The sequence below is a fragment of the Xanthobacter autotrophicus genome (genome assembly GCF_030015065.1).
In the GTDB taxonomy this organism is placed as follows: domain Bacteria; phylum Pseudomonadota; class Alphaproteobacteria; order Rhizobiales; family Xanthobacteraceae; genus Xanthobacter; species Xanthobacter autotrophicus_D.
In genome coordinates, this window is the sequence record NZ_JAIVFN010000575.1 from 1 (window position 1) to 384 (window position 384).

At 64.1% G+C, this 384-nt stretch carries 1 protein-coding gene; it reads left to right on the plus strand.

Features of this window, described 5'->3' with window-relative positions:
- Positions 1–79: 79 nt before the first annotated feature.
- Positions 80–384 (plus strand): diacylglycerol kinase (locus tag K9U40_RS24580; RefSeq protein ID WP_282892645.1); only part of this gene is annotated, 305 nt, incomplete at its 3' end.

A 384-nucleotide genomic window follows, 5' to 3' on the forward strand; every position in this document is an offset into this window, starting at 1 on the left:
GGCCCCGCCTCCCGCATCTGACGGATTCCTGACATCGGGCTGCACATGCTCCGGGCTGCTCCCCCGCTCTGGAGACGGCATGCAGCACCCCAAGGACAGCGGCAAGTACCCGCACGGCAAGACCGGATTGAGCCGCATCTTCCACACCCTCATCCATTCGCGCGATGGCTTCATCGCCACCTTTCGCGGCGAGGCGGCGTTCCGCCAGTTGTTGCTGCTGCACGCGCTGCTGATGGCGGCTGCGTTCGTGCTGGACATCAGCACGGTCGAGCGGGCACTGGTGCTGGCGGTCTGCTTCATCAGCCTGCTGGTGGAACTGCTCAACTCGGCGATTGAAGCCGTGGTTGATCGCATCTCGCTGGAGAAGCATCCGCTGTCCAAGAA